Below are 8,582 nucleotides of genomic sequence, written 5' to 3'. Positions count from 1 at the left end.
CTCCTATTGCTCCTGTTTCACCTGTCGCTCCCGTTACTCCTGTTGCTCCTGATGCGCCCGTTACTCCTGTTTCACCTGTCGCTCCCGTTGCTCCTGTTGACCCTGTTGATCCTGTTTCACCTGTCGCCCCACCTGGATTTCCTGTTGGGCTAGTTACTCCTGTAACCCCAGTTGCCCCTATTGATCCTGTCACACCTGGATCACCTGTTGCTCCTGTCGCCCCTGTGACTCCTGTTGCTCCCGTTGCTCCTGTTGTTCCGGTTGCTCCCGTTGCTCCTGTTGTTCCGGTTACTCCCGTTGCTCCTGTTGTTCCGGTTGCTCCCGTTGCACCTGTTGCTCCCGTTGCACCTGTTGCTCCCGTTGCACCTGTTGCTCCTATAACACTCGCTGCTCTTCGCTTTGCTTTGACATTTACTATAACTTCCTGTCTAATACCACACTTACAATTCCTTTCCTTACACTTATGGCATCGTTTTTTTCTAAATTGAAAATGCCTGTGATTGTAACGAGCAAAACGTTTTTTTACTGTTATCTTCTTCAGTGTTCTCATCTCCTTAGCTGCACCATATGAATCAAAATAATGTCAGAACGCCATTATACAAAGCCTTCCTAAACAGCGATAACCAAGGCAATATCATATTAGACTAAACCTTGATCCCATCCCTGACTACGACCGTTTTCCCTCCAGAACTGGTTTCACATCTACACTATTTATTAATAAGGACGAGTCAGCGCCGCTGGCTTGTCTCGCCCATTTGAGAATAAAAAGTTTGGTTAGCTTATCGATGTTTTGAATCTTCGCTGACTAAGCCACGCCAAATAAACAAGTATCTTGGGCTGGTGTTATTTTAAGCAGCTTCGGATTGCTTGAGCCATGTGCTTTTACACTCCGCACACTTTAAAAACAAATCACCCGGTAAGCTCCGTTTTTAATTTAAATAATCACATCTCTCATTGAGCAATTGCTTACTCTGTCATTTAACATAAGGCACTGTATATCGTATGAAGGACATTCATATAGGGCATGGGCCAATGTTCTAAAATGAATTTTATTACATGATGTTTTGTTCCTTGGAAATCTTTTCACTCCCCACTCGGACTGCATCCCGGAGATCGTCCCCCTGGCATTCTATACAAAAAAACGCCACCACGCTTAGACACTCCTTCAAAACAGTTTGGTCATCAATTGCTTATTGCCTTCTTCTAACCCTCCTTCTGAAATAAGTCAATCCTCTCGCCAATTCGACTCGATTAGCCTTTAATCGACAAAAGTATACCAAACTACGATAAACAAGAAACAAACAAACTCATCCATAAATTTCTTGTTATTGACATACGAATGGCTTCAATGATATATTGTGCATGCACAACATACACAATCTACAAAGGAGATGATTATATGCTTGCGTTAGAAATTAAAAATTTAAATAAAAAATATGAGCATTTTCATTTAAAAGACGTATCTTTTCAACTGGAAAAGGGTTATATTATGGGATTTATCGGAGCCAACGGCGCAGGAAAAACAACGACAATAAAAGCCATTTTGAATTTGATTCATAAGGATAGCGGCGAGATTAGTATTTTGGGCAAGGAGATGACCAAACACGAGCTCGAATTAAAACAAGAAATTGGCTCTGCCTTTGGTGACATCAATTTCTATACTCGAAACAAAGTCAAAACATTAACTAATGTAATCAAAAAGTTCTATCATAATTGGAATGATGAAGCCTATTACAATTATCTCAAGAGATTTAATTTGAATGAAAACAAAAAAATAGCTGAATTATCAACCGGGATGAAAGTGAAATACAGCTTAGCCATCGCTTTATCACACGGTGCAAAGCTGCTTATTCTTGATGAACCGACAAGCGGACTTGATCCGGTGGCAAGGGACAATTTATTGGATATTTTTCAGGAACTAGTGGAAGATGGTGAAATCAGCATCCTGTTTTCCACTCATATCACAACTGATTTGGAAAAATGTGCCGATTATATTACTTTTATCGATAACGGACATATTATCAACAGCTCTGAGAAAGAAGAATTTATTGATACCTACCGCTTGGTGAACGGGAAAGAAGAACAATTGGATTTGATAAAAGACCAGTTAATTGCCTACAAAAAGAATTCATTCGGCTTTACAGCCTTGATCCATACTAAAGACTTTGATCCCTCTTGGAATATTAAATCAACTTTGCCTAGTCTTGAGGAGATCATGATCTATTTCGCGAAAAAGGAGATTGTGCATGTATAATTTACTGATGAAAGAATTAAAGCTAGGCGTAAGCCCATTCTTTTATATCATGCCTTTTTTGACAGGGGCCTTAATGTTAATTCCCTCATGGTTATATTTCCTTGTCCTGCTTTACTTTTGTTTCATCACGATACCGAATATGCATGCAGGGTATAAATCTCAGAATGATCTGATATTTACAAACATGCTGCCTGTAACCAAAAAAGACATAGTAAAAGCAAAGGTATCTGTTATTGTTATCCTAGAATTAATGCATATCATTATTGCAATGATATATGGGATAATTAGTGTTCACCTGTACCCGAATCTGATCTACTTTTTTTTCAAACCATCCTTTGGTTTTTGGGGACTATGCTTCGTTATGATTGCGATCTTCAACATTATCTTTATATCGATGTATTATAAAACAGCCTATAAATACGGCGCAGCATCGATTGTTTCTATTACAGCTGCTATTCTGTTTGCAGGAGGAGCAGAATGGCTCGGAATTCAGAATTCATTTGTGTCTGATCTCTTCAAAGGAAATGGTACTGATCAATTAGGAACACATCTATTTATCCTGATCATGGGCATCGTCATATTTGCGATATGTACGTTTATCGCTTATCGTATTGCTATTAAACGGTTTGAGAAAGTAGAAATATAATGAACATAGCCATTTCGAATACCTCTGATAAACCGATCTATCAGCAGCTTTTTGAACAAATTAGCGCACAAATTCTAAACGGTGAACTAGAAAATGGTTACAGCTTACCTCCCATACGACAAGCCGCCACAGAGCTTCGTGTTAGTATCATTACCGTAAAAAAAGCGTGGGAAGAACTTGAACGACTTGGCTTGATTTATACCGTAACCGGCAAAGGCTGTTTTGTAGCCGAGCTCTCCCTTGATGAGATGCTGCAAAAACGCAACGAAATGATTATGAAGCAAATGGTTCTTGACACTTCCTATTACAAAACCTTCGGCCTTACTTTAGAGGAAGTTTTCGAGCTTTTGAAGGAAATTTATTGAATAGGTTTAAAACAAATCAACCACGACCTATGGGCGTGGTTGATTTGTTTTATTGGTGAATCCCACTATCCTTACCCAAATAGATTGGACAGTTCATCTGCATATAAAAGCACTACTGCAGCAGCTATCAAAAGATTTAATATAGCAGGGAATATTTTTCCGATTGGATGTTTAACTCTGAAATGTGTGAGGCACGCCAATAGCATCATGACGCCTACCAATAATGCGGTCCATGCCGCAATCTCCGCATACCAATAGCCGACAATGAGTCCTATGCAGGCAACAATTTGAACGTAGCCCGTAATGACGCGAAACCATTGAGGAAGTTTAATCGAATCAAACAGTTCAACCTGATGCTTTGCTCCAACAATCTTGCTTCCTCCAAAAAAAGCCATGGAAAAAAGCAGCCAGCTTTGAAGAACAATGGCTAGTATATGCATTTAAAATACTCATCCTTTCTATTTTCTAATCAGACACCATTCGGTGTCCTATTTCATAATAGTACACCCACATATGTCTTGTAAAGCATTTATTACGATGTAATTTATGAAAATTTTATCCATTTAACGGTTTGAATACTTAATACTCCGCATGCCAGCTCATCATAAAACATGACGCTTTTATTTTGGCAATATTTTAATGGTGCATCTCCCCATTAGCTATTCACCTAATGAACAGAAAACCACGTCCGATGGACGTGGTTGATTTATTTATTATGGTGGAGCTTAGAGGATCCCTGATTTCTGCCAGCTAAACGCTCTCCTCCTATGGTTAGTTTCACTGCTCCGATCAACTTTCAAAGAAGCCTTTCTGCCTTAGAATATCACATGTATCAATCCATAATTTACTTTGCATCTCCTTCATTCCCCCAGGATGCACTGGTACTATGGGATCGCCGGCTCCAACATTATAATATCCGCCCGATTTTCCCTGATAGTTAGGATCAGTCATTAGACGAATAATGATATCGGCTCCTCTTCGCGGATCCCCAATACGAAAGAAATGGAGTACACGCTCCAGCATCGAGGCGAACCATAGTTCCCTTCCCAGACCCGTAACATTAAATCCCGGATTCAGTGCATGTATGCTGATTCCTGTTCCATCCCATTGACGTGCAAGTTCAGCTGTAAACATAATATTTAAAAGTTTGGTTTTCCCGTATACCGCGGATGAGCCTCTAGAAGTAAAAGGAGCTGTATCAAGTAAATCCGCCGGTATCTTAAGCTCTCCATGACGGCGAGAAGCCTCAGAAGCAACATTAACAACAGTTGCACTTCCTGCTTTTTTCAAGGAATGATGCAAGTGATGGGTCAATAACCATGGCGCAAAATAGTTCACAGCCATCATTTCTGCTATTCCATCTGACGTAATCCTCTGTTCAAATGCATGAAGGCCAGCGTTATTTAATAACACGTCAATCTTAGGAACTGCGTCTGATATTTCTTGACCCAAACGATTGACATCCTTCATTGATGACAAATCACCATAGAAAAAGTTAATTTCAGCTGTTGGTGTCCGCTCCTTGATCATTTTTTCAGTTGCTTCTGCACGACTCTTACTCCTCGCCGTTAGAACAAGATGAGCGCCTCGCTTAGCCATTTCGATTGCAACAAGCTGCCCCAAGCCACTTGTAGCACCAGTAATTACAATTATCGGATTTGCTGTCATCTTCATTCTCCTTTATAAGGATTGCATGTTTTTCACGATCATTTTGACATCTTATTGCTGAAAATATATAATTGATATATATCAACTATATATAAGTGATTGATATATGTCAATTAAATAAAGAGTGTGCTTTCTTTGAAAAATCTAGGTTAGGTGGTACCAATAATGAATGAAGAACGTAAAGACACGCTGAGAGGACAATTAGAGCTGAAGCTCGGCGAACAAATTAACGCCCTCATTAGCGCCTCGCATGCGCTGAATGTCAGAACTTCTGCTTATTTCGATTCCTCAATACAACCTGCGGCTTTCCATATTGTGAGATGGCTGTACTCCCATGGTCCAACAAGCGCCTCTATTTTGGCAGATTCAACTGCTATGGACCGAAGCTCGGTCAGCCGTCTCGTCAAACAACTAGAGATTTTGGGTTATGTAAAAAGGGAAGGCTCCCCGGATGATCGCCGAGCGATACTTCTTACTCTCACAGAACTTGGACGCAAAAAAACATTTGATGCTCTGCGGGATAAGGAAAACGTTTTTTATGAACGCATATCCCAATGGGATAATCAACAACTTAATACATTTATCGAAATGCTTAAGTCCATTAATGGATTTGAGCAAAATAATGAGATCCTTTGAATTGGCCAAGGCTAAAAAATGTACGACATGAACCTAGAAAATCGCCTAATTGGGCTTGCTCGATCATTTGATATATTTCCTTCGAAGCCCTTCACTTCACCGAACTTCTGGGATCGCCCCCTTGCAAGGCTCCACCAAACAATAAACTAACCACTTCAGATGAAGTGGTTAGTTTATTGTTTATGAAGTTTATTTGGAGCCTAACCTCTGACCTCATCGCACAGCAAACTTTCCAAATGGTTTACTCGAAGATTGATATGACTGGGCTTATTCATATTTAATTATCTCCTTTCATCATTTACGGAATCACTTGTCTTAAGTCTAATTGCCATCAATACATCTTCCCAATAAAGCTTCATTTGTTCACGCGTATTCGGATGATCCAGATTTTCTTGATGGAAACTGATCGTTGTTTTGTCAGGGTTATCGGATAGCAGCCGGATTTGCAGCGTCGAAGGTTTCTCCCATTCGTTCTTCTCCCACTTTAAGCGAAGCTGCTGAAACGGTTTTACAACCCTAAATTCGCCAGAAATACCTTCAGAAGTCGTAAAAGTCTCTCCCTTGTGCAAATTTAAGAAAGATAGGCTGCCGAGCCATAATTTCAGCCCTTCGGAAGAGGTAAGAAACGCCCATGCCTCTTCTTGCGAAATCGGAAACGTTCTCCGAACACCAACTTGATAACCCACCGATGCCGTTTGACCAACTATTTTGCCTGATTCGGAATATTGTTTATTGCTCATTGCAACACCTCCCAAATGGTTGTTTGTACTCACTAACTAATGCTTAAAAAACTACGGAGTCAGAGCTCTAACAAACAATTCAATGCTCGATTGCATAAAATTTTGCTGGGTCACCTTAGTGATGGACGACGCACCAAACAGCTGTGTTATGAAAGCGCCATAATTCATCCACATGAAGGTAATCGCCTGTGTTTCCGCATCGGTTGCAATCAGTTTGTTCTTTTCCTGCATGTCTGCAAAATAATTCGTCAATAGCTCCAATAGTTTCCGCGGATGCTTCTGCGCCTTCTCACGAATCTCGGCCAGCTCGTTGTCACTCAAAACAATGAGAAACAGTTTACGGTTTCGATCCATGATCTCATGATACATTTGGCTTATCATGAGCAAGTCCGCTCTCAAATCCCAAATCACTTTTTCATGAAAAATTTTAGTCATTTCAATCGAATAATGATAATGATCGACTGCTTTGTCCAGTAGATTTTGCTTGCTTCCAAAATTGCGGAACAAGGTCATCTCGCTAACGCCTGCCACTGCAGCTATCTCCTTCGTTGATACGCCTTTGTAGCCTTTCTCAGCCATTAAATCGATTGCAGCCAGCATCAGCTTGCTTTTATTGTCGGTGGTCATCCTGTTCTCCAAATCCTCATTTATTATAGTAGATCATAGAATTTTATAGTTAGTACTCACTAACATAATTTCATTTAGAATATCGTTAACTTTCAGAAATGTCAACAGGCGCATTGTTCCTCCGATTGCAATGCCATAGAAATTTTCGTACCACCAAATAAATATGGATTGCTCGATAAACGCATTTTTGGATCTACTTACTCACTCCAATAACTGATATGCTAGCGAAAATAAATCAGTATTGAAGGAGTGGTTGAGAATGGATATGGTTCGTTACAAGATTAGAGAGGTGCTCGATAGCAACAAAATTAAAGCTTTCCTGAGCAAAGCGCGAATTGGCCATCTAGGCATGGTTGATGGTCAGCTGCCCTATGTTGTTCCGCTCAACTTTGTTTGGGCAAATGAGAAGCTTTATTTTCATGGTGCCGGAGGCGGGAGACGCAATCAGGTCATGAGTGTAAACCCTGAGGTTTGTTTTACGGTTTGTGAAGAATATGGAACCATTACTGATCCAGTACCGGCTAAGACAGACACAGCCTATATGAGCGTCATGATTTTCGGCAAGGCCGAGCTCATCGTTGATCTGGACGAAGCTACATATATGTTGCAGGAAATGCTCCACAAATATGTGCCTGGTTATTATAACCGCCCTTTGTCCAAACAGCATGTAGATAAATACAGGTCTGCTGTTTTCAATACATCTGTTCAGGTGTACCGAATTGATCCCCATCAAATAACAGCAAAAGAAAATCCAATTGAAGCAGAAAAAATGTACAAGTAAAAAAAGTATAATGGATGACTACACAGAAAAAACATTGCGCATAGTCTGCGCGTTTCCAGAAAGAAGGCTGAACGAACATGGTTCATTTCGTTGAACAAAATCTTAGATCCGTAAGGGATCAGATGGAATTGGCTTGCCTGCACTCAGGACGCAAGAAAGATGAAGTGAAGCTTTTGTTAGCGACAAAAACGGTTCAGCTTGAAAATTTGCACATTGCCATACAAGCGGGTGAGGTATTATTTGGCGAAAATAAAGCTCAAGAACTTCGTGAGAAATTCCCGCTTATGCAGCAGTACAACCAAGTAGAATGGCATTTTATCGGACATCTGCAAACGAATAAAGTGAAGGACGTTGTTAAATATGTCACCCTCATTCATTCTGTGGATCGTTTGAAGCTCGGAAAAGCCTTGCATCAGCAGCTCCTTAAAGAAAACAAAACTTTGGATATCTTGGTACAAGTCAATACATCATTTGAAGAAAGCAAATTCGGTGTTTTACCGGAATCTGCACTGGAGTTGGTTCAACAATTGTCTCATTTTGAAACATTAAATGTTAAAGGCTTGATGACTATTGGAAAACTGAATGCTACAAATGACGAGACAAGGCGTTGCTTCCGCTTATTAAAACAAATTCAATCACAGATTATAGAGAAGAAGCTGCCAAGGGTAACAATGGATATTCTCTCGATGGGCATGTCTGGGGATTTCAAGGTTGCTATTGAAGAAGGGGCAACCATTATAAGAGTAGGGACAAGCGTATTTGGCAAGCGATATTTACCGGATGAGTATTACTGGGATGAAACCGCACAAAAATCATCCAGAATGAGTAGAATAAAACAAGCTCAGCAGAAATAGTAGGAAACATG

General features: G+C 40.3%; 10 protein-coding genes and 1 pseudogene. 6 read left to right on the top strand and 5 right to left on the bottom strand.

All coding sequences use genetic code 11. From position 1 onward, the window contains the following. Window positions 1–550, bottom strand: a pseudogene (locus AC1DPK_RS32490) (hypothetical protein); the annotation flags it as partial. Between the two features lie 849 nt (window positions 551–1,399). On the opposite strand from AC1DPK_RS32490, the gene AC1DPK_RS32485 reads away from it, so the two are divergent. The 3 genes from AC1DPK_RS32485 to AC1DPK_RS32475 are packed head-to-tail and all read left to right on the top strand — an operon-like array spanning window position 1,400 to window position 3,265. Beyond that, window positions 1,400–2,254, top strand: a complete 855-nt coding sequence (locus tag AC1DPK_RS32485) for an ABC transporter ATP-binding protein (protein ID WP_477512839.1) — start codon at window positions 1,400–1,402, stop codon at window positions 2,252–2,254. Then, a complete protein-coding gene (locus tag AC1DPK_RS32480) occupies window positions 2,247–2,900 on the top strand; it encodes an ABC-2 transporter permease (protein ID WP_477512838.1) in 654 nt (217 codons plus the stop codon). The genes AC1DPK_RS32485 and AC1DPK_RS32480 overlap by 8 nt, the downstream gene beginning before the upstream one ends. Then, the gene (locus AC1DPK_RS32475; RefSeq protein ID WP_477512837.1) at window positions 2,900–3,265 is read left to right on the top strand and encodes a GntR family transcriptional regulator; all 366 of its coding nucleotides are present in this window, start codon (window positions 2,900–2,902) and stop codon (window positions 3,263–3,265) included. Before AC1DPK_RS32480 ends, AC1DPK_RS32475 begins: the two co-directional genes overlap by 1 nt. A gap of 71 nt (window positions 3,266–3,336) precedes the next feature. Here AC1DPK_RS32475 and AC1DPK_RS32470 read toward each other — a convergent pair whose 3' ends face one another. Next, window positions 3,337–3,705: a DoxX family protein gene (locus AC1DPK_RS32470; RefSeq protein ID WP_339203970.1), complete on the bottom strand. Its 369-nt coding sequence runs from the start codon at window positions 3,703–3,705 to the stop codon at window positions 3,337–3,339. A gap of 349 nt (window positions 3,706–4,054) precedes the next feature. Beyond that, window positions 4,055–4,933 carry an SDR family NAD(P)-dependent oxidoreductase gene (locus AC1DPK_RS32465; protein WP_477512836.1) on the bottom strand — a complete coding sequence of 293 codons (879 nt, stop codon included), beginning with the start codon at window positions 4,931–4,933 and terminating at the stop codon, window positions 4,055–4,057. Window positions 4,934–5,098: 165 nt separating this feature from the next. Between AC1DPK_RS32465 and AC1DPK_RS32460 the strand changes: the two genes are divergently transcribed. After that, window positions 5,099–5,569, top strand: coding sequence for a MarR family winged helix-turn-helix transcriptional regulator (locus tag AC1DPK_RS32460; RefSeq protein WP_477512835.1), 471 nt, complete (start codon window positions 5,099–5,101; stop codon window positions 5,567–5,569). A gap of 281 nt (window positions 5,570–5,850) precedes the next feature. Here AC1DPK_RS32460 and AC1DPK_RS32455 read toward each other — a convergent pair whose 3' ends face one another. Both AC1DPK_RS32455 and AC1DPK_RS32450 read right to left on the bottom strand, forming a co-directional pair. Beyond that, window positions 5,851–6,309: an SRPBCC domain-containing protein gene (locus AC1DPK_RS32455; RefSeq protein WP_477512834.1), complete on the bottom strand. Its 459-nt coding sequence runs from the start codon at window positions 6,307–6,309 to the stop codon at window positions 5,851–5,853. A 51-nt stretch (window positions 6,310–6,360) separates the two neighbouring features. Then, window positions 6,361–6,936 (bottom strand): TetR/AcrR family transcriptional regulator, encoded by a 576-nt coding sequence (locus AC1DPK_RS32450; protein ID WP_477512833.1) that lies wholly within the window; start codon window positions 6,934–6,936, stop codon window positions 6,361–6,363. 259 nt (window positions 6,937–7,195) lie between these two features. Between AC1DPK_RS32450 and AC1DPK_RS32445 the strand changes: the two genes are divergently transcribed. Both AC1DPK_RS32445 and AC1DPK_RS32440 read left to right on the top strand, forming a co-directional pair. After that, the gene (locus AC1DPK_RS32445) at window positions 7,196–7,717 is read left to right on the top strand and encodes a pyridoxamine 5'-phosphate oxidase family protein (protein ID WP_477512832.1); all 522 of its coding nucleotides are present in this window, start codon (window positions 7,196–7,198) and stop codon (window positions 7,715–7,717) included. Between the two features lie 77 nt (window positions 7,718–7,794). Then, entirely contained in the window at window positions 7,795–8,571 is a 777-nt protein-coding gene (locus tag AC1DPK_RS32440) for a YggS family pyridoxal phosphate-dependent enzyme (RefSeq protein WP_477512831.1), read from the top strand. Window positions 8,572–8,582 lie beyond the last annotated feature (11 nt).

This window comes from Paenibacillus sp. 01T424, from assembly GCF_056398745.1.
Note: the sequence above shows the minus strand (reverse complement) of the source record. Positions and strands in the feature narration are given on the sequence as shown.